Annotated in this window: 13 protein-coding genes; 7 read left to right on the top strand and 6 right to left on the bottom strand. The window is 66.2% G+C overall.

What is annotated here, in order from left to right; translation table 11 throughout:
* Positions 1–39: 39 nt before the first annotated feature.
* From ETR14_RS16145 to manD, 3 genes are read right to left on the bottom strand one after another with little or no spacing between them, the layout of a single operon-like run.
* Positions 40–438: a hypothetical protein gene (locus ETR14_RS16145; RefSeq protein WP_129386212.1), complete on the bottom strand. Its 399-nt coding sequence runs from the start codon at positions 436–438 to the stop codon at positions 40–42.
* A 60-nt stretch (positions 439–498) separates the two neighbouring features.
* The gene (locus ETR14_RS16140) at positions 499–1671 is read right to left on the bottom strand and encodes an endo-1,4-beta-xylanase (protein ID WP_129386210.1); all 1173 of its coding nucleotides are present in this window, start codon (positions 1669–1671) and stop codon (positions 499–501) included.
* A 14-nt stretch (positions 1672–1685) separates the two neighbouring features.
* Complete coding sequence (gene manD / locus ETR14_RS16135) at positions 1686–2897, bottom strand: D-mannonate dehydratase ManD (RefSeq protein ID WP_129386208.1); 1212 nt, start codon at positions 2895–2897, stop codon at positions 1686–1688.
* 264 nt (positions 2898–3161) lie between these two features.
* Between manD and ETR14_RS16130 the strand changes: the two genes are divergently transcribed.
* Entirely contained in the window at positions 3162–5324 is a 2163-nt protein-coding gene (locus ETR14_RS16130; protein WP_129386206.1) for an alpha-glucuronidase family glycosyl hydrolase, read from the top strand.
* 25 nt (positions 5325–5349) lie between these two features.
* Here the strand turns inward: ETR14_RS16130 and ETR14_RS16125 are convergent, their stop codons facing one another.
* Together ETR14_RS16125 and ETR14_RS16120 are read right to left on the bottom strand one after the other, a co-directional pair.
* Complete coding sequence (locus ETR14_RS16125; RefSeq protein WP_129386204.1) at positions 5350–7455, bottom strand: bifunctional diguanylate cyclase/phosphodiesterase; 2106 nt, start codon at positions 7453–7455, stop codon at positions 5350–5352.
* A 90-nt stretch (positions 7456–7545) separates the two neighbouring features.
* Positions 7546–8109 carry a lysozyme inhibitor LprI family protein gene (locus tag ETR14_RS16120; RefSeq protein ID WP_165356477.1) on the bottom strand — a complete coding sequence of 188 codons (564 nt, stop codon included), beginning with the start codon at positions 8107–8109 and terminating at the stop codon, positions 7546–7548.
* On the opposite strand from ETR14_RS16120, the gene ETR14_RS16115 reads away from it, so the two are divergent.
* The 3 genes from ETR14_RS16115 to nagE all read left to right on the top strand — a co-directional run bounded on the left by ETR14_RS16115 (position 8075) and on the right by nagE (position 13591).
* Entirely contained in the window at positions 8075–9079 is a 1005-nt protein-coding gene (locus tag ETR14_RS16115; protein ID WP_129386200.1) for an SDR family oxidoreductase, read from the top strand. The two genes, ETR14_RS16120 and ETR14_RS16115, sit on opposite strands and share 35 nt — an antisense overlap.
* 214 nt (positions 9080–9293) lie before the next feature.
* Positions 9294–11828 (top strand): phosphoenolpyruvate--protein phosphotransferase, encoded by a 2535-nt coding sequence (ptsP, locus tag ETR14_RS16110; RefSeq protein WP_129386198.1) that lies wholly within the window; start codon positions 9294–9296, stop codon positions 11826–11828.
* Entirely contained in the window at positions 11825–13591 is a 1767-nt protein-coding gene (nagE, locus tag ETR14_RS16105; protein WP_371416680.1) for an N-acetylglucosamine-specific PTS transporter subunit IIBC, read from the top strand. Before ptsP ends, nagE begins: the two co-directional genes overlap by 4 nt.
* Before the next feature lie 65 nt (positions 13592–13656).
* On the opposite strand, the gene ETR14_RS16100 is transcribed toward nagE, so the two are convergent.
* Positions 13657–16212, bottom strand: coding sequence for a family 20 glycosylhydrolase (locus ETR14_RS16100; RefSeq protein ID WP_243455546.1), 2556 nt, complete (start codon positions 16210–16212; stop codon positions 13657–13659).
* A 212-nt stretch (positions 16213–16424) separates the two neighbouring features.
* Between ETR14_RS16100 and ETR14_RS16095 the strand changes: the two genes are divergently transcribed.
* The 3 genes from ETR14_RS16095 to ETR14_RS16085 are packed head-to-tail and all read left to right on the top strand — an operon-like array spanning position 16425 to position 19360.
* Positions 16425–17465, top strand: a complete 1041-nt coding sequence (locus tag ETR14_RS16095; protein WP_129386196.1) for a glycosyl hydrolase family 18 protein — start codon at positions 16425–16427, stop codon at positions 17463–17465.
* Positions 17452–18192: a GntR family transcriptional regulator gene (locus tag ETR14_RS16090; protein WP_129386194.1), complete on the top strand. Its 741-nt coding sequence runs from the start codon at positions 17452–17454 to the stop codon at positions 18190–18192. Before ETR14_RS16095 ends, ETR14_RS16090 begins: the two co-directional genes overlap by 14 nt.
* Before the next feature lie 10 nt (positions 18193–18202).
* Positions 18203–19360 (top strand): acyltransferase family protein, encoded by a 1158-nt coding sequence (locus ETR14_RS16085; protein WP_129386192.1) that lies wholly within the window; start codon positions 18203–18205, stop codon positions 19358–19360.
* The last annotated feature ends 50 nt before the right edge of the window (positions 19361–19410 follow it).

Raw genomic sequence — 19410 nt, 5'->3', positions numbered from 1 at the left:
TGTCATCGTTCCTGCAAGAAAGCCCCTCGCCTCGCAAGCTTAGCGCAAGACTTGTGTGTAGGGACCGAGCCGGCAGCGCGGCACCGACTTCAGCCCGCCGACCGGCAGGTCCGCCGGATCATAGATGCGGACGAAATCGCCCTGGCACATCCGGTTCTCAATCGGATCGATCGCCAGAGTTCCGAAGTTCGACGCGCGCTCCACCCCCGGGCATGCCTGCGGCAGATCGTTGCGGAAGACCCGGCCATCGTCGAGCTCGAAGATCAGCGCCCGGTTGCTCTCCGCGCGACGCCCGGCAATGCGGCTTGCTTCGATGCAGCGTAGCTGGCCCGGCGCCAGTGCCGACGTCTCGGCGGCAGACGCCGTCTCGGTCGTTTCGCCGGTGCAGCCAAGGAGTGCAAGCGGCGCAAGCAGGACCAGCGAACGGCGCATCGTCATCTCCAAATTTTGCCGATTTCTCCGTAGCCTAGCATGAGCGGCAAGCCGCCCACAAGCCGCTCAGCCGTGGCGGCTGGAAGCGGTTGCGAAGGCGGCCGCGATCGCTTCGCGCAGCGGCTTCGCGCGGAACTGCGCGTCGTAGGGCGTGCCGCGCTTGATCGACTTGTCCGCGCGCGGGTCGAAACCTGTCAGCCAACTATAGCGGTCGACCATTCCCCAGGCGAGCACGTCGCCGAGTTGCTCGTAGCCCAGCATGATGTCGAGATAGGCGCGCGCATAATCGGCGACCATGCGATCACGAATGGCAATGTCGTCGGGCGCCTCCCGGTCGTTGACGTCGAATTCGGTGATCACGAGATCGTAGCCCATCGCGACCACCGCATCGAGGAAGCGTCGCCACGGGCCTTCGGACTCGCGGACGATCTCGGCCACGGGTGCATCCTTGAGCAGGCGAATGTGCGACTGGATACCGAGCGCATCGACCGGCGTGCCGCGCTTCCTGAAGCCTTCGAGCAGCTTGAGGACCCCGGCGATGTGGGTTTCGTCCTCGGTGCCGCGCTCCCAGCTCATGTAATCGTTGTAGACGAGCTGTGCATGCGGCGCTTCGCTACGGGCGGTGTGGAACATCAGGTCGAGCATGGGCTCGCCGCCGCCCATCGCCCGGGTCATCACGGTGTCGCGCAGCGCGCCGGTTTCGGGCTCGACGGCTTCGTTGACCACATCGTAGGAGCCGATCCTGGGCCCGTACCGGCGGCAGACGGTGCGGACATGCTCGGTGAGCATTGTCTCGGCCGCCTTGATCGGCTGCGCGCCGAAATCATGGGCAACCAGCCATTGGGGAAACCATTTCTCCGGCGCCCAGAACAGGGTGTGACCGCGAAGGGCGAAACCCTTGGCCGTCGCATAGTCGCCCATCGCATCGAACTGGCGAAAATCGAACGTGCTCGCCGACGGCCTCGTCCAGGCCCATTTGAGCTCATTCTCCGGAACCAGCACCTCACATTCCCGCTCGAGAATCTCGGCGTAGAGAGGATTGGCGAAACTGCCGCGGTCCTCCCCGGGGCGGCCGAATGCCAGCTCTGATCCGAAGCGGCGGCCGCTGCGCGCCGCCAGGTCCTTGAGCGTCTCACCCTGCCCGGAGCCCGCGCCCGCGCCCCCAAGCGTGCCGGGCGCGCATGCAGTGGCAGCAAGCGCCAAAAAGGAGGCGACGCCTTCCCGACGGCTGAATTTCATCACGGACGAATTCCTTACCAATTGAACATCGACCCGTCTTCGAGCCGATTCACGGGCAGATAAGCCCGATTATAAGGATGACGGGCGGCTCGCTCCTCGTCGATGTCGACGCCGAGGCCGGGCGCCTCGCCGGGATGCAGGCTGCCGTTGGCGAACGTGTAAGCGTGCGGGAAGACGGCGTCGGTCTCCTCGGTGTGCCGCATATATTCCTGGATGCCGAAATTCGGCACCGAGAGATCGAAGTGAAGCGCCGCGGCCATGGTGACCGGCGACAGATCGGTGGCGCCATGGCACCCGGTGCGGACGTTGTACATGTCGGCGAAGGACGCGATCCGGCGCAGATGGGTAATGCCGCCGGCATGGACGACCGTAGCCCTGATATAGTCGATCAATTGCTCCTGGATGAGCTGCTTCGCGTCCCAGACCGTGTTGAAGATCTCGCCGACCGCGAGCGGCGTGGTCGTATGCTGCCGGATAAGCCGGAAGCTGTCCTGGTTGTCGGCGACCACCGCATCTTCCATCCAGAAGGGACGGTACGGTTCCAGGTCCTTGCCGAGGCGGCCCGCTTCGATCGGGGTGAGCCGGTGATGGACGTCGTGGAGCAGGTGCACATCCCAGCCGAGCGCGTCCCGCGCGGCGGCGAACAGCTCCGGCACCACCCGCATGTAGCGCTCGGTCGACCAGATATTCTCGGTCGGAAGATCGGCATCGGCTGGTTCGTAGAACAATTTGTCCTTGGACACGCCGTAGGTGGACGGCAGGCCTGGAACACCGGATTGCAGCCGAATGGCCTTATAGCCCTGGGTCTTGTAGTCGCGCGCCGCGGCGATCGTATCCTCGATGCTCTCGCCGTTGGCGTGTCCATAGACCATGACGCCCTCGCGGCTGGCGCCGCCCAGCAATTGGTAGAGCGGTAGACCGGCAACCTTCCCCTTGATGTCCCACAACGCCATGTCGACCGCTGCAATCGCGGACATGGTCACCGGACCGCGCCGCCAGTAGGCGCCGCGATAGAGATATTGCCAGACATCTTCGATGCGGTGCGCATCTCGGCCGATCAGGCAGGGTATGACGTGATCGGAGAGATACGAAGCGACAGCGAGTTCGCGCCCGTTCAAGGTCGCATCACCAACACCGGTGACACCGTCCTCGGTCTCGATCTTCAAGGTCACGAAGTTGCGACCCGGACAGGTGACGATGACTCGGGCGGAGCGTATTTTCGACACGGATCAATCCTTTATTGCGGGAAAGGTAAGCGTGCGATCACCGGTGCAGAGGTGCGGCGACAAGCAGCAGACGCTCGTGCGAGCAGGCGCGGTGTCAAACCGGGTCCGTTTCAATTCGCCTCTCCGATGTGGTGTTCGCGCATTGCCCCTCTTCACGGAGGCCCCTTTTCTGTTACCGGTAACATGAATGAGTCGCGGCAATCTTGTCAACGCGCGGAGGCCGAGATCGCTGATAAAAGCGGCCGAGCAAAGGAGAGTTTCCGGATGGGCCCTGTTTTTCGCCTGATCCTTGCCACGTTGCTGGCATTCGGCCTTGCCGGTGCTGCCGGCGCCCAGGCGGCGGAAGACGGGTACGATCTGTGGCTGCGCTACCGGGCGCTTCCTGCCGCGGCGCAGCCGGCCTATGCCGGCTGGGGCACCGAATTGGTGACCGACGGCGACACGCCGACTCTCCGGATCGCTGCGGCCGAGCTCGAGCGAGGCCTGACGGGCTTGCTCGGCCGACCGCCTGTGCAGTCGGGCTCGGTCAGCCGCGATGGTGCGATTTTGCTCGGCATTGCCACGTCTCCGAAACTTGCGGGCCTCGATCTGCCGACGGCAAAGCTCGGCCGGGAGGGCTATGCGATACGCTCCGCCCGGATCCGCGGACGCGATGTCACCGTGATCGCCGCAAACACCGAGATCGGCCTGCTCTACGGCGCGTTCCGTCTCTTGAAGCAGGTTCAGACCGCCGCCCCGATCACGCGGCTGGACATTCTCGACGCACCCAAGGTCAAGCTGCGCATGCTCAATCATTGGGACAATCTCGATCGCACCGTCGAACGCGGTTACGCAGGCTTTTCGCTCTGGGACTGGCACAAGCTCCCCGATTATCGCGATCCGCGCTACACCGATTATGCCCGCGCCAACGCTTCGATCGGGATCAACGGTACCGTCCTCACCAACGTCAACGCCAATGCCGATATCCTGACTCCGGCCTATCTCGAGAAGGTGAAGGCGCTGGCTGACGTCTTCAGGCCCTACGGGATCCGCGTCTACCTCACCGCCCGCTTCAGCGCCCCGCTGGAGATTGGCGGCCTCAAGACCGCCGACCCGCTCGATCCCAAGGTTCGCGCCTGGTGGAGGGCGAAGGCGGACGAAATCTATCGCACCGTGCCGGATTTCGGCGGCTTCCTGGTCAAGGCCAATTCGGAAGGCCAGCCCGGGCCCCAGGATTACAAGCGCAACCATGCAGACGGCGCAAACATGCTCGCCGACGCGGTGAAGCCTCATGGCGGCATCGTGATGTGGCGTGCCTTCGTCTACGCCGCCGAGAATGTCGAGGATCGGGCCAAGCAGGCCTATTCCGAGTTCAAGCCTCTCGACGGCAAGTTCCGCGACAATGTCGTCGTCCAGGTGAAGAACGGCGCGATCGACTTCCAGCCTCGCGAGCCATTCCATCCCCTGTTCGGAGCGATGCCGAAAACGCCGCTGATGATGGAATTCCAGATCACCAAAGAATATCTCGGCTTCGCCACCCACCTCGCCTACCTCGGCTCCGCGTGGGAGGAAGTGCTGGCGGCGGATACCCATGCCAGGGGCAAGGAATCGTCCGTCGCCAAGGTGATCGACGGATCGATCCAGCCTTATTCGATCACGGGCATGGCCGGGGTCGCCAATATCGGCGACGACCGCAACTGGACGGGCTCTCACTTCGATCAGGCGAACTGGTATGCCTTCGGCCGTCTGGCCTGGGACCCGGAATCATCATCGCGCGACATCGCCGAGGAATGGGCGCGGATGACCTTCTCGACCGATCCCGCCTTCGTGCGTCCGGCAGTCGGGATGATGATGGCCTCGCACCAGGCCGTGGTCGACTACATGACCCCGCTCGGCCTCCACCATCTGATGGCGACGGGTCACCATTACGGGCCCGGGCCCTGGGTCGGCGATCTCGCGCGGCCCGACTGGAACCCCACTTATTATCATCGTGCCGATGCGAGCGGCATCGGCTTCGATCGCACCGGCAGCGGCAGCAATGCGATCGGCCAATATGCGCCGAACGTGGCACGCAGCTTCGCCGACCCGAAAAGCATCTCAGAAGACTATCTGCTCTGGTTCCATCATCTGCCCTGGGACTGGCGGATGAAATCCGGCCGTCCGCTTTGGGACGAGCTCGTGCTGCGCTACGGCCGCGGTGTCGACGCGGTCGGCCAGATGCGCGCCACCTGGAACAGATTGGAGCCGTTCGTCGATCCGCGCCGCTTCGCCGACGTCACCGCCTTCCTCGGCATCCAGCACAAGGAAGCGCAATGGTGGCGCGATGCCAGCGTCGCCTATTTCCAGAGCATATCGAAGCGGCCGCTGCCTGCGGGTGCCGCGCCGCCGCCGCACGATCTCGACTGGTACAAGGCGCTGCAGTTCAAATATGCGCCGGGACATCATTGACCCGCCGCCGACCCCCTGCGTTCCGTCAGCCGGCCAGCTGTCCCGAGGCGCCGGCGTGCTCGGCCGTAGCCGGAGGCACGACGTCGAGGATGGCGCGGGACGGTCGCCCGATCAGATAGCCCTGCACCTGGTGACAGCCCCAGCGCCGAAGGTCTCGGAGCTGCAGCTCCGTTTCAACCCCTTCCGCGACGATGGTGACGCCGAGGCTCTTGCCGAGCCCGATCGTCGCCTTGACGATCGAGGCGGAGGATTTGTCGTCGCGCATCGCAGCGACGAAGCTCCGATCGATCTTGAGCTTGTCGAACGGAAATTCCTTGAGATTGCTGAGCGACGAATGACCGGTGCCGAAATCGTCCATGACGATGCGGGCACCGCTCGCCTGCAGCAAGGCAAGGCCGCGCAGCACCTCGTCACGGTGGCTGCCTAGCAGGGTCGCACTTTCCGTAACCTCGAATTCCAGGCGATCCACGGCCAGTTCATGCTTTCGGGCGCAAGCAATGAGATCCGCGGCCGTGCCGGCCTTGCGAAACTGCACCGGCGAGAGGTTGAGCGACAGCGAAATGGCCGGATCCCACGCCGCCGCGGCGGCGAACGCCTCGTCGGCAACCCATAAGCCGATCGATTCGATCAGCCCCGTCTTCTCGGCAATCGGAATGAACTGGTCCGGCGGCACTTCGCCGAAATCGGGGTGGCGCCAGCGCAGCAAGGCTTCATAGCCGACCGGCTGGAGCGTGCCGATGTCGGCGATCGGCTGGAAGACCACGCGCAGCTGCCCGGCAGCGACGGCATGCTCGAGATCGCGAGCAAGGTGCATTCGCAGCCGCTCGCGTTCCTTGAGCCCCGCATCGAAGAAGCGCCCGGTATTCCTTCCCTCGGACTTTGCCTGATAGAGTGCGAGGTCGGCGAGATTGTGCAATTCCTCGCCATCCTGGGCATCGCCCGAGATTGCGACGCCGACGCTGATCCGGATCTCGATGTCCTCCTGCGCTGTCGCCGCGCTCGCCGCGAACAGGCGCTTCATCAGGGCGGCCGCCGCCGCGGGCTGATCGGGTGCCGCCTGGATGATGGCGAACTCGTCGCCGCCGAGCCGTGCGACCAGATCGTCGCCGCGCACGCAGCCCGAGAGCATGCTGGCGACCCGCTTCAGCGCCTGGTCGCCGCCGGCATGACCGTGGCGATCGTTGATGCCTTTGAAGCCATCGAGATCGATTGCGAAGATCGCGATCTGGTCGCCGGTGCGCCGGCTTCGAGCGAGTTCGTGCGCAAGGCGATTGTCGAACAGCAGGCGGTTGGCGAGGCCGGTCAGCACGTCGTGATGGGCAAGGAAATCGGCCCGGCGCTCCGCAACCGCTCTCTTTTCCACTGCGGCGCGATATTCGGCGAGCCCGCGGGCGAGTTCGCCGAGTTCGTCCTGACGATGGAGCCCGGGAATGGCGCCGCCGGCATCGCCGCTGTTGAACTCGCGCAGACGCGCTGCGATCGACACGATCGGCCAAAGCAGCCGGTCGCGCAGCCAGACTGTCATGGCGAAGATGATGGCTGCGGCGAAGAAGCCGCCCGTGAGCACCCAGATGATCCTGCGATAGGCCTCGGTGCGATTACGCTCGGCAGATCCGCCGATCTCAGCGACCAGTGCTTCACGGCTGCGGCTTCGTTCCGTTTCCAGCTGCCTAAGGGACGCCAGGAACATGGGCATGGCGCTCTTCACCGCGCTGCCGTCCTGTCGTGCCGCGGCGACGAGAGACCGGCTTGCCGCAACGAAGCGGGCCGAGGCGGTGCGCGTGCGCACCGATGCGGCGGTGACGCCGGAAAACGGAAATTGGGGTGATGCGCTCGGATCCGCGGCCGAGGCGGCTTCGAACTCGTCGAGCGCGCGCGACAGCGCCTTCCAGCGGCTGGGGCTGACGGGAACGCCCTTTTCCGCCATTCGCGTTGCCTCGCCGAGGTCAAGCCTGATCGCGCGCTGCGACTGATCGTTTCGATCCTGCACCTGCAGCGCGCGGGCCAGAATGACGATGCCCTCGTTGCTGTCGCGAATGCCGTTGCCGACGGCGAGCCCCGATCCCAGCAGAAGCAGGGAGAGAAGCAGCACGGCCGCGCAGGCAACCGAGACTCGTGTTGCTATCGACACTCGCACCAGCTCCTCCTGAGACACGCGGCTATCGAAACAGGGTTACGATATGGTTAGCCCGCGATGGTCGGAGTTTGGGCCGGCGCGTCTTCAGCGGCCCCGCGCCTCGAGCAGTATCCGCCGCCGGATCGTCTCGTCCAGAAGGCAGTTCGGGATATCGACGAGGTCGATGGTGCCGCCCACGGCCACGTCGTTGCACGCGGCGTCCCGCTGCTTGATCCAGGAGCGCTCCTCGGCACGCAAAGCCGCCCGTCCAGACCTGTCGAGGCTCTTCATGATCGCAGCGTAAGCCGCGTTCAATCGTGAATCCTGCAGCGCAAGCTCCTCGCGCATGCAGGCCCCCATGGCCACCGAGACACCCCTGGCCGCGTCTCCAGACCGCAGGCAAGCATCCAAAGCAGGCGAATATTCGGCCTCGATCTGCTGCTGCGTCGGCTCGGCCTGCCCGCGCGCCGGGCATGCCAGCAGAAGCAGGGCCAGAGCGGGCAGCCGCATCTTGAAAGTGCGCAAAGCGGCAGACATTGCGAGGGCCATAGCCCCGGCACCGGCAGGCACCAAGCGGAACCCGATCAGCTGGCGCCGGTTGGCCAGAGGTCCGTGGAGATGGAGCGAGTCAAAGATGGATCCGAGCGAGGCGAAGAGGATCGTGATCACCGGATCCTCAAGCGGCATCGGCGCCGCAACCGCGGAGGCGTTCGCGGCGGGCGGGGCCAGACTGGTGCTTTCCGCGCGCAATGCCGAAGCGCTGGAGGCCGTGGCCGACCGCTGTCGCACCGCCGGCGGCGACGTGATGGTGGTGCCCACCGATGTCACCAAGCCGGCCGCGGTCACGCACCTTGCAGCCCGCGCGCAGGCATTCCTGGGTGAGATCGATCTATGGTTCAGCAATGTCGGTATCGGCGCGGTGGGGCGGTTCCAGGATGTGCCGATCGAAGCGCACCGCCGCGTGATCGAGGCCAATCTAATTGGGCATCTCAATGACGCCCATGCCGTGCTGCCGATCTTCGTCGCCCAGCGGCGCGGCATTTTCGTCAACATGATTTCCGTTGGTGCCTTCGTGCCGGCGCCGTTGGCGGTCGCCTACAGTGCCAGCAAGTTCGGGCTGCGCGGCATGTCGGAGGCGCTTCGCGGCGAGCTCACCGAATATCCTCATATCCACATTTGCGACGTCTATCCGACCCTGGTCGACACCCCCGCCTTTCGTCACTCCGGCAATTACCTGGGAAGCGCGGTCGGCGTTTCGGGCGCCATGGACCCCCGCCATGTCGCTCGCGCCGTGGTCGAGCTCGCCGATCATCCGCGTAACAGCGTCGGTGTCGGTGCGCCCGTCGGGCTGATGAAGCTCGCCCAGATGCTCGGTCCCAATCTCGGCGCAGCCGCGACCCGCCGGGCGATCCTGAACGGCCTCGACCGCTCCCAGCCTGTGCAGGCCGGCGCGGGCAATCTTTTCGTCCCTCCCGCCGAAAGCGGCCAGGTGGACGGCGGTTTCCGCGACCCCCGCCGCCGTGATATGGCAAGCACCGCAATCGGGATCGCCGGGATCGCTGCGGTTGCGATCGGCAGCCTCTGGCTCGCCCGACGAAGGTCCGGCACGGCGGGTCCCTTGCCGCCCCCATCTGCGTAGAATTATTCACCGGGCCTGCCCTTACACGTGCACTGGCTCTGTCAGGAACGCGCCGTGGAACAAGACCAAGTGCAGACCAATTCACGGCAGGCACACGGAGGATTGACGCTGACGGAGAAAGATTGAAGACTGAGCGCGTCTCGGAATTGTCTTCGATTGGTAACGTCATGACGAACAGTGTTGGATTGATGCGGGCAGCCGTGGGGTGGCGCCCGTGAGGAATGTCGTTCTGCTCGCACCGGCGAAGGGTTGGGCATCCGGCCTGGACGAGGTTCCGGACGAGGTCTTTGCCGGACGCATGATGGGTGACGGCATGGCCATCGATCCGCTGGCCGGAGAGATCGTCGCCCCGTGCGACGGCACGATCACGCTGATTGCCCAGACGGGACATGCCGTGACGCTGCGCGCCGCCAACGGCGCCGAGGTATTGATCCACGTCGGACTGGAAACGGTACGGCTCGGCGGCAAGGGCTTCACCGCCCACGTCGGCAAGGACGCACAGGTTCGCGCCGGCGACCTGTTGATCTCGTTCGATATCGACGCGATCGCGTTGGACGCCCGCAGCATGGTGACACCGATCGTCGTCACCAACAGCGAGATGTTCCGCTTCACCGTGGAGGCACAAGGTCTCGTCGCGGCCGGCGCGCCCATCGGCACGATCGAAGCGATCGAGGAGGGCGCCCGTGACGGCGCCGAGAAGGCGGGCTCGAGCGCCGTGCGCGACGTGCTGGTCAGCCTGCCTAACGGCATCCACGCCCGCCCCGCGGCGCGGATCGCGGCCGGCGCCAAGGCCTTCAACGCCGACGTGACGCTTCGCGCGAAAGACGGCGAGGCGCGCGCGCGCAGTCCTGTCTCCGTCATGGCCCTGGACATCCGCGCGGGAGATCGGATCGAAATCCATGCAACCGGCCCGGATGCCGAAGCCGCCGCGAGCGCGCTTGCGACCCTGATCGAGACCGAATTGCCCGCGCTCGAAGATCATTCGCCGCCGGTGCGCGCGGCTTCGGAACCGGCATCTGCCCCTGCCACCTCTGCCGGCGCCGAGCCTGGCCGGATCTCCGGCGTCTGCGCGGTGCCAGGTCTGGTGATCGGAACCGCCGTGCAGCTTCGCAAGACGGTTCAGGAGGTTGCGCGCGAGGGGAAGGGGGCGGCGGAGGAACGCCGTACGCTCGATACCGCCCTGTCCGAGGTGCGCGCGAATCTTGCCGCCGCGAGCGCCGGCCGCGAGGCGACCGCAGCAGCAATCGCCACCGCCCATCTCGAGCTGATCGAGGACGACGATATCCTCGAAGCCGCGCATGCGGGGCTCGCCCGGGGAGAAAGCGCCGGCTTTGCCTGGCGTAGCGCACTCGCGGGCGTCGCCGCCGATCTGCAGGCGACCGGCAATCCTCTTCTCCAGGAGCGAGTTCAGGATCTGCTCGATCTCGAAAGGCAGGTGCTCGCTGTCATCGGCGGCGAGCAGCGTGCTTCGCTGCCCGATTTTCCGGCTGATGCGATCGTGCTGGCTGAAGGCATCCTTCCGTCCGACGTCGTCGCGCTGACCGGCCGCATTGCCGGTCTGTGCACGGCCGATGGTGGACCGACCTCGCATGTGGCGGTGCTCGCCGCGGCGGCGGGTCTGCCGACCATGGTAGCGGCCGGTCATGGTCTCGCCCGGATCCCCGACGGCACCCGGATCATCCTCGACGCCGCGGCCGGACGGATCGATGCCGATCCGACGCCGGATGATCTCGCCGCTGCCGAAACGCGCATCGCCGCCGCAGCCGAGACACGGCGCCGCGACGAAGACGCCGCCAAGCAGGACTGCCGCACCGCGGACGGTGTCCGCATCGAACTGTTCGCGAACCTCGCTTCGGTCGAAGAAGCCGCTGCTGCGGTCGCCGTCGGTGCCGAGGGCTGCGGCCTGCTGCGTACCGAATTCCTGTTTCTCGAGCGCGAGGCTGCGCCAAGCGAGAACGAGCAGCGCACCGTCTATCAGGCGATCGCCGATGCGCTCGGCGATCGGCCGCTGATCGTTCGCACGCTCGATGTCGGCGGCGACAAGCCGATCCCGTTCCTGCCGATCCCGCACGAGGACAATCCGGCCCTGGGCCTGCGCGGCGTGCGTACCAGCCTGTGGCGCCCGGACCTGCTCGACGATCAGCTGCGCGCGATCTTGCGGGTTCGTCCCGCCGGCCGCTGCCGGATCATGGTGCCGATGGTGAGCGGTCTCGACGAGCTCCGCGAAGTGCGGGAGCGGGCTCACGCCGTCGCCGCGGAGATCGGCGAGACGGCGCCGTTCGAGCTCGGCGTCATGATAGAGACCCCGGCGGCGGCGATGCTGGTGGATCAGCTTGCCGCGGAAGCGGATTTCTTCTCGGTCGGCACCAACGATCTTACCCAGTATACGCTGGCGATGGACCGCACCAACGCTCTGGTCGCGGCCCAGGTCGATGCCTTTCACCCGGCGGTGCTGCGCCTGATCGGGGTCGCGGCAGAGGCGGCGCGACGCCGCGGCCGCGTGATCGGCGCCTGCGGCGGCCTCGCCTCCGATCCGCTTGGCGCCTGCCTGCTCGTCGGGCTCGGCCTCACCGAATTGTCGGTCACCGCAGCCTACGTGCCGACGATCAAGGCCCGCCTGCGCGGCATTACCGTGGCGGAATGTACCGCCCTCGCCGAGCGCGCCCTCGCCCAGACCTCCACCGCCGACGTCAGGCGCATCGCCGACGAACCGGTCGCCACCATTCGCCTTGCAGGAGCTTCGGCATGATCGCTTTCCGGCTCGACCGCCTTCAGCCGCTCGGCCGCGCATTGATGCTGCCGATCGCAGTGCTTCCGGCCGCGGGCATGCTGCTCCGCCTCGGCCAGCCCGATCTGCTCAACATCGCCTTCGTCGCCGGCGCCGGCGAGGCAATCTTCGCCCATCTCGGCCTGCTCTTCGCGATCGGAGTCGCAGTTGGCCTCGCCCGCGAAAATCACGGCGCCGCCGGCCTTGCCGGTGCCGTCGCCTTCCTCGTCACCACCGAAGGCGCCAAGGCCCTGCTTCAGGTGCCGCCCGAGACGGTTGCCGCCTTTGCCGATCAGGCCGCCAAGGATATGGCTGCAGCCGCCTACAAGAACGCGCAGCTCGCGAAGCTCAGCATCCCGGCCGGCATTCTCTCCGGCATCGCCGGAGGCATGCTCTACAATCGATTCGCGACGATCAGCCTGCCCGAATATTTGGCCTTCTTCGCGGGGCGCCGCTTCGTCCCGATCGTCGCCGGCTTTGCAGGCCTGTTCGGGGCCTTGCTGTTCGGGCTCGGCTTCCCCTGGCTGGCCGGCGGCATCGACGGGCTCAGCCGCTGGGTGGTCGAAGCGGGCAGCGTCGGCCTGTTCGTCTACGGCACGCTCAACCGGCTGCTGATCGTCACCGGGTTGCACCACATTCTGAACAATCTCGCCTGGTTCATCATCGGCGATTACAACGGCGTGACCGGCGATCTGAAGCGCTTCTATGCCGGCGATCCGACCGCCGGCGCGTTCATGGCCGGCTATTTCCCGGTGATGATGTTCGGCCTCCCAGCCGCCTGTCTGGCGATGTACCACTCGGCGCGGCCGGAGCGCCGTAAGGCGGTCGGCGGCATGCTGTTCTCGCTCGCGCTCACCGCCTTCCTGACCGGCATCACCGAGCCGATCGAGTTCAGCTTCATGTTCCTTGCACCGGCACTCTACGCCGTGCACGCGGTGCTGACCGGCCTTTCGGCCGTGCTGATGAACGCCCTGGGCGTGAAGCTCGGCTTCGGCTTCTCGGCCGGCCTGTTCGATTATGTGCTCGGCTACGGCCTGTCGACGCGGCCGCTGATGCTGATTCCGGTCGGCCTTGCCTATTCCGCGATCTACTATGCGATCTTCCGCTTCTGCATCGTTCGCTTCGACCTCAAGACTCCCGGCCGCGAGACGGAGGAGATGGTGGAGACCGCAAACGAGGGCGGCGACACCAGCCGCGCCGGCAATTTCGTCGGTGCACTTGGCGGCGCGGCCAATTTCGTTCGGATCGATGCCTGCATGACACGGCTTCGGCTCGAACTGGCCGATCCCGCGAAGATCGACGAACCTCGCCTGCGGGCGCTCGGCGCCAAGGGCATCGTTCGCCCGGGCGGCAACGCGCTCCAGGTCGTGCTCGGGCCGATCGCCGACCAGGTCGCCGGCGAGATCCGCGATGCCGTGCGCAGCGGCGACGGCGTATCCGCACCCGCGCCGATTGCCTCGCCCCAACCCCGTTCCGAGCCGGCCCAGTCGCTCCCGGCTGCCGCCTCGCGCGACGAATCCGCCAGCATAGTTGCCGCGCTGGGCGGCGACTCGAACATTCAGCGCCTCGTCGTTCGCGCGAACCGGCTGCTGATCGATCTCGCCGAGCCCGGCCGGCTCGACGAAGCCGCCCTCGCTAAGCTCGGCGTCCGCGCTGTAACCCGGTCTCCCGCCGGTGCCCTTCACGTCCTGCTGGCGCCGAGCGCGGCCGGCTGGGCGAAGGCGTTGGCACGCGAACACGCCTGATGCGCGAAAACCCTCCCCCGTTGCCGGGGGAGGGAAAGCAGGCGGCCTTCCGGAGCTATCTTGGCTTACCTGCCCAACGTCACCGTGCGGCTCGCCCGCCGCCCGCTTGCCGTGCGGGTGCGCAGATCGACGGAGCCGGTGACCGCGACCGGGCCGGTATAAGGCTGCCAGGCGCCATCACCTTCGCGATATTCGATTGCGGTGCCCGGAAATTCGCTGTTCGCCTGCAGCATGCCGCCCTCGATGCGGCCGCCCGGAGGTGCCAACCGGTAATCGATGCCGGCGGCTTCGAGGAACGTCTGGTGGACTCCCATGCGCGCTGCAAAGCTGCGCCAATCCTGCAGCAAGGCAGCCTCGTTCACCTTGCCGTCACCGAAGGCATAAGCGGTGCCCGGCCGATATGCCGGCTCCCAATCGCCCTTGTGCCAGCCGCGCTCGGCGAGCGCGAGCACGCGCGGGAACAGCATATATTCAACCTGATCGTCGCTGCGAACGGTCTCGCTCCAGATCTGCCCCTGCAGGCCATCGATGCCGCGGCCGGCGCGAAGCGGGGTCTTGTCTTCGATGCGCACCCCACGCGAAGTCAGGTCCTTCATCACCGAGGCATTGGCGGCGAGGTTTTCGGGCATGAAGGCGAAGACCTTGAAGGTATCGCTGTCGCGCGAGGGCCAGTCATAGCCGCGCTCCATCGGATCGGGCGCATAGGGCGAATCGAGATAGGTCACGGTGGGCACCGAAATCACGGTCCGCCAGCCTCGGTTGGAATGGTCATGCGCCTCGGCGACGCCGCCGCCGAACAGATTGCCCCAGATGTTGGATTGAACCGCCTTCGGCATCTTCTTGGGATCGGTGTGGCCCATGCCGTCGCTCCACCCCGCGACCTCGATGCCCTTGGAGCCGAGGCTCGCCGCCACCTTTTCGATGAACATCGCGCCCAGCTGCTTCGGCTGAAGCCCTGTGGACGCCATCACCCTCTTGCAGGCGGGCGACTCGCTCCACGCGCCGGCGGTTTCGTCGGCACCGATATGATAGGTTTGAAGGGGCACGCCCGCGGCCTTGTGCAGGGTCGCGAGCTCGCCGACCACCGTGTCGATGAAGCGGTAGGTGGAATCGATACAGACGTTCAGCGTGTTGTCGTCATAATGCTGGATGCTGCGGTACCGGGTGGTGTCGCCGGGCTCGACCAGCCGGTATTGCTCGGCACCCGCCCGATCGCCAGCCGCGCTCAAGCGTCGGTAGCGCGCTTCCATCGATCGGATCGCCGCACGTGAGTGGCCGGGCATGTCGAACGAGGGGATGACGCCGATGCCCCTCGCCTTGGCGGCGCCGAGGATCTCCAGGTAATCGGCCTGACTGAAATAGCCGTTGACCGGTCCATCGCCATAAGGCCCCGCGCCGAGCTGCGGCTGCAGGCAGCGTGTCTCCGACGGATCGTGGCAGCGGAAGCCGCCGACCTGCGCGAGCTCCGGCAGCGCCTTGATCTCGAGCCGCCAGCCTTCGTCGTCACCAAGATGAAGGTGAAGGCGGTTCATCTTGTAATTGGCCATCTGCTCGAGAAGCAGCAGGATCTCGGCCTTGCTGTGGAAGTTGCGGGCGACGTCCACATGCAGGCCGCGAAAGGGCAGCCGCGGCGCATCGGCGATCTCAAGCGGACGCAATTGCCCGCCTTCGTAAGCGGCCTGCTGAGCAAGCGAGCGCAGCGCGTTGGACGCGCCGGCGGCATCTGCGGCCCGCACCCGGATCCCGGCTGCGTTGGCCGTGATGCGGTAGCCTTCGGGGGCGAGCCCGGCCACTGGCGCGACTTCGATCCTGAGCTCGGGTCCGCGATCGAGCCCGCCGACGCCGGACGCCACCAGACGGTTGAGTGCCGCCTGAAGATCGTCCTGGCCGGCACCGGCCAGACGGAGCCGGACTCCACCGCGCAGATCGATCGGTGCGCCGGGCAGCCGCTTGATGCTTGCGGGAGTCGGCAGGATCGCGAAATCGGGCCGCGAGAGGTTTCCGTTGCGGGCATAGAGCGCGAACGCGCGTTCGGGCGTGCGCCACTGCGTCGCATCGTCGTCCGAGGCGGTCGCAAGCTTGGCCTCGTCGGTCATCGGCGCGACGAACGGCAGATATTCGAGCCCGGTCTCCGGATCGATGGCCGGCCGGGTCGCCTCGATCACGCGCGCACTGAGGCCATCCGGCGCGAGGTAGAAATTGGGCATCGGGTAGTAAGCGGAATAGAAATGACCGCTGGTCCACAGTTTCACGCGGTAGGTTCGGCCGCCTTCCAGCCGCAGGTCGCGCTTGGCCTTGAGGACGTGGAGATCGCCATTGATCAGAGACACGTCGAACATGTCGCTGTCGGCCCTTCTGAGCGGGGCCACCAGGCTGAAGTAGATCGGCAGGTCGCCCGCGGCGAGGCGCCGCGGCAAGCGATCGGGAAGTCGGAATTCGATCTCCGACAGGAAGCATCCCTCTTCGCCATCCGGGCACTTCTCGGGCTTGTTGTCGACCACCGTGAATCGCAGATCCATGTCGCGCGCAATCTGGTCCAGCTCGTTCTGGGAGATGGCCGCGTACGCGTGTCCAGGCGCGGTCATCGCGGCGAATGCGAGCAGGGCCGTCTTAAGCTTCACGCGTCTCTCTCCCGAGTTGTCGTTGCGGTGGGATAGATTTGTCATGTCATCCAGCAGCCGTCAACGCAGCGGTCGAGAAGGAGCACAACCCATTGAAAACTGCCATTACCCAGCTCTTGGTGACAGCGGCTCAACAAGGCTTGGCGACGGCGGCAGGTGCGTGCTAGCGTCGAGTGGATACAAAAAGGTATTGTCGGGGGAGACGAAAAGACATGGGCGGAACCTGGCTCGCGCGCGCACTTCTGCTCGCCATCCTGCCTGCGGCGACCGCCGGCGCGGCCGAACCGGCGAGCCGCCCGCTGGCGGTGGGCTATATCCCCGTGTTCAAGGGCCTCGAGCGCTCGATCGCGAAGGTCGACTTCGCCGATTACACCCATCTCGACCTCGCCTTCGTCAATCCCGACAAGGACGGCAGGATCTTCGACGGTTCGCGCTTCACCTGCGCCCAGAACGGCACTGGCGGAATGCTGGGCGCGGACAGTGTCCGCAGCGTCGCTGCCAAGGCCCATGCCGCCGGCAGCAAGCTGCTGATCTCGCTCGGCGGCGGCGGCATCCCCGCCTGTTCCGGCGACTGGAGCGTCCTGCTTCAGCCCGGCAGCCGCGATCGGATCGTCGCCGGCCTGATCGCTGCGGTCGATCGCCTTGGTCTCGATGGTATCGATGTCGACATCGAGGGCGCCTTGCTGACCAAGATCGACAAGGAGGGGAATTTCACCCCGTTCATCGCTGCGCTCAGCCAGGCGCTGAAAGCCAGAGGCAAGTTGCTGGCGTGCGCGACCGCCTCCTACGAGGGCGGGATGATCCCGACGGCATCGGTGCCGTTCTTCGATATCGTCGGAGTGATGTCCTATGACGCCATCGGCAACAGCTGGGGCAAAGCCGGAGACGAGCATTCGACGGTCGAGCAGGCCCGCAAGGACGTCCAGCTCTGGCTCGATCGGGGGGTACCCAAGCGCAAGCTGGCGCTCGGCCTGCCTTTCTACGGCTACGGCTATGGCCGCTACCGGCCCAATTATAATTTTCGCGACATTCATGCCGAATATGGCGGCGCGGCCCTGCTGACCGACGTCATCGGCAGCCGCTGTTCGGAATGCAGCTACATCACCTATAACGGGCCGCCGACGCTTGCCGAAAAGGGGCGGCTCGCCGGCGAAAAGGCGGGAGGGGTGATGGTCTGGGAAGTCTCGCAGGATACGGACGATCGCTTGCTGATCCGGACGGTCAACGAGGCCGTGCGCCGTGCGGCTGAGTGAGGCTAGCGGGGCGCTTCGCCGGGATGACCCCCAGCCGCTCTATCTGCAGCTCCAGCAACTGCTCCGCAGCGCCATCCAGGAATCGCGGATCGCCAAGGACATGGCGATCCCCACTGAGCGGGACCTATCCGAGGAGTTCGACGTGTCGCGGATCACGGTGCGCAAGGCGGTCGACGGCCTGGTCGACGAAGGCCTGCTCACCCGCCGCCGCGGTGCCGGTACGTTCGTGGTCGGCCAGCGGGTCGAGAAGATCTTTTCCAAGCTCTCCTCCTTTTCGGAGGACATGATCTCGCGCGGGCGGCGGCCGCACAGCCTCTGGGTGTCGCGCGGCGTCGGCAGCGTCACGCCCGAGGAAGCGCTGACGCTCGGTCTGTCGCCGGGATCGACGGTCTATCGCTTTCACCGCATTCGCCTCGCCGACGGAGAGCCGATGGCGAGCGAGAAAGCGACGATCCCGGCTTATTGCCTGCCCTCGGTCGATGCCGTCGGCGACTCGCTCTACGAGGCGCTCCAGCGTACCGGGCATCGGCCGGTACGCGCGCTGCAGCGCTTGCGCGCGGTCTCGTTCGGCAAGGAGCAGGCCGAAGCGCTCGACGTGCCGGCCGGCGCGCCGGGGCTGTTCATCGAGCGGGTCGGCTTCCTCGCCGACGGCCGGGCCGCGGAACTGACCCACTGCCATTATCGCGGCGATTCATACGACGTCGTCGCCGAGTTGCACGACATCTGAGGGGGACATCATGAGCGATAGCGAACGACAGCCGGATCCCGTCAACGCCGGCCCCGGGCCGCAAAGCCGCCTGCTCTCGCTCGACGTGCTGCGCGGGCTGACCGTCGCCGGCATGATCATCGTCAATTCGGCGGCCGGAATCGAGAGCAGCGGCGAGGTGTTCCCGACGCTGCTTCATTCGCACTGGGCCGGGCTCACGCTGGCCGATATCGTCTTCCCCGGTTTCCTGATGATGATGGGCGTCTCGATCCCACTCGCGCTCGGCCGCATTCGCGCGGAGCAGGGGCTGACCGCAGACCAAAGGCGCCATATCCTTGGCCGCACGATCCGCCTCTTCGTGCTCGGCTTCGTCCTCTCCAATCTCTGGTATTTCTCCGATTTCGCGGCAACCAGCTGGCGCCTGTTCGGCGTTCTGCAACGGATCGGCCTCGTCTACGGCGCCTGCGCCTTCCTGTTCTTCCTGTGCAGCCCGAAGGTGCGGCTGGCGATCATCGCTGCGATCCTTCTTCTCTATTGGCCGCTGACCCTCCTGCCCTCGCCCGACGGCCTCTCCACGGACATCTGGGCGCGCGGTCATAATTTCGTCGCGGCGGTGGATCGGATCCTGCTCGGCGCCGGCAACCACAATTATGTGAAGGGCCCGGAAGGCTACGACCCGGAAGGGCTGCTCGGGACCCTGCCGGCGATCGCGCATGGACTGATCGGCGTCGCGATCGGCGAGTATCTGCGCAGCCGCCACCCGAACGCGCCGCTTCGCCTGGCGCTCGCCGGGCTGGCGATGGCGGTGGTCGGGATCGCCTGGGGCTTCGCCTTTCCCGTCATCAAGGACATCTGGTCGAGCACCTTCGTGCTGCTCACCTGCGGCCTCACCACCATCCTGCTGGCCTTGCTCCACCTGTGGCTCGATCGCGACGGCGCCCGATCGGCAGCGGCCAGGCTGATCCTGATCCTCACGCTGCCGTTCGGGATCAACGCGATCGCAGCCTACGTCATCCATCAGCTGACCAGTTCGATGGTCGGCTGGGATCTGCTGATGGCGCCGTTCGAGGCGACGCGCGGCGCGCTTGGCGACCGCTGGGCGACCCTGCTTCCGATCGCGCTCTATCTGCTGTTCATCTGGGCCTGCGTCGAAGCGCTGCGCCGCAAGAACTGGATCGTGAAGATCTGAGCCATGGCGTCCTTTGCTGACGACTTCGCGGACGCGCGCGGCTAGACTCC

Source organism: Sphingosinicella sp. BN140058, assembly GCF_004135585.1.
Classification (GTDB): domain Bacteria; phylum Pseudomonadota; class Alphaproteobacteria; order Sphingomonadales; family Sphingomonadaceae; genus Allosphingosinicella.
Note: the sequence above shows the minus strand (reverse complement) of the source record. Positions and strands in the feature narration are given on the sequence as shown.

Excerpts from the sequence above, each read along its gene's own strand:
- ETR14_RS16145 (WP_129386212.1), bottom strand. The coding sequence starts at position 438 with ATGACGATGCGCCGTTCGCTGGTCCTGCTTGCGCCGCTTGCACTCCTT.
- ETR14_RS16140 (WP_129386210.1), bottom strand. The coding sequence starts at position 1,671 with ATGAAATTCAGCCGTCGGGAAGGCGTCGCCTCCTTTTTGGCGCTTGCT.
- ETR14_RS16130 (WP_129386206.1), top strand. The coding sequence starts at position 3,162 with ATGGGCCCTGTTTTTCGCCTGATCCTTGCCACGTTGCTGGCATTCGGC.
- ETR14_RS16115 (WP_129386200.1), top strand. The coding sequence starts at position 8,075 with ATGGATCCGAGCGAGGCGAAGAGGATCGTGATCACCGGATCCTCAAGC.
- nagE (WP_371416680.1), top strand. The coding sequence starts at position 11,825 with ATGATCGCTTTCCGGCTCGACCGCCTTCAGCCGCTCGGCCGCGCATTG.
- ETR14_RS16095 (WP_129386196.1), top strand. The coding sequence starts at position 16,425 with ATGGGCGGAACCTGGCTCGCGCGCGCACTTCTGCTCGCCATCCTGCCT.
- ETR14_RS16085 (WP_129386192.1), top strand. The coding sequence starts at position 18,203 with ATGAGCGATAGCGAACGACAGCCGGATCCCGTCAACGCCGGCCCCGGG.